The 316-nt window shown below is 34.5% G+C and carries 1 protein-coding gene; it reads right to left on the reverse strand.

The annotated features are described in order from the left end of the window. Nucleotides 1-109 precede the first annotated feature (109 nt). On the reverse strand, nucleotides 110-316 hold a 207-nt coding region (locus JEM65_RS21270), incomplete at its 5' end, for an Hpt domain-containing protein (RefSeq protein WP_199603734.1).

Below are 316 nucleotides of genomic sequence, written 5' to 3' on the forward strand. Positions count from 1 at the left end.
TAGATTCAAATTTTTACGTTATTAATTCGTATGAACTTCTATTTCAAGGAGATATTTTTCATCTCTATTGAATTTGAAATACTCAAATGCTATCAAAATGAAGAATTCCTTAAGAATTCTCTTCCTCCATCATATCAAGAACCAGGGTTATTTCCGCTTCTACACGTTCATATAGTTCATGCATGTTAGCAGGTTGAAAGGTATTCATATGCTCAAATTCACTAGCCAAATCAGTCAGCACACTCATACCTGCAGAAATAGCTGTACCATAGAGCTTGTGCCCCGCTTCATTGATTTTAGTTAAATCTTCTTCCTC

The organism is Gelidibacter salicanalis, assembly GCF_016469035.1.
GTDB classification, from domain to species: Bacteria; Bacteroidota; Bacteroidia; order Flavobacteriales; family Flavobacteriaceae; genus Gelidibacter; species Gelidibacter salicanalis_A.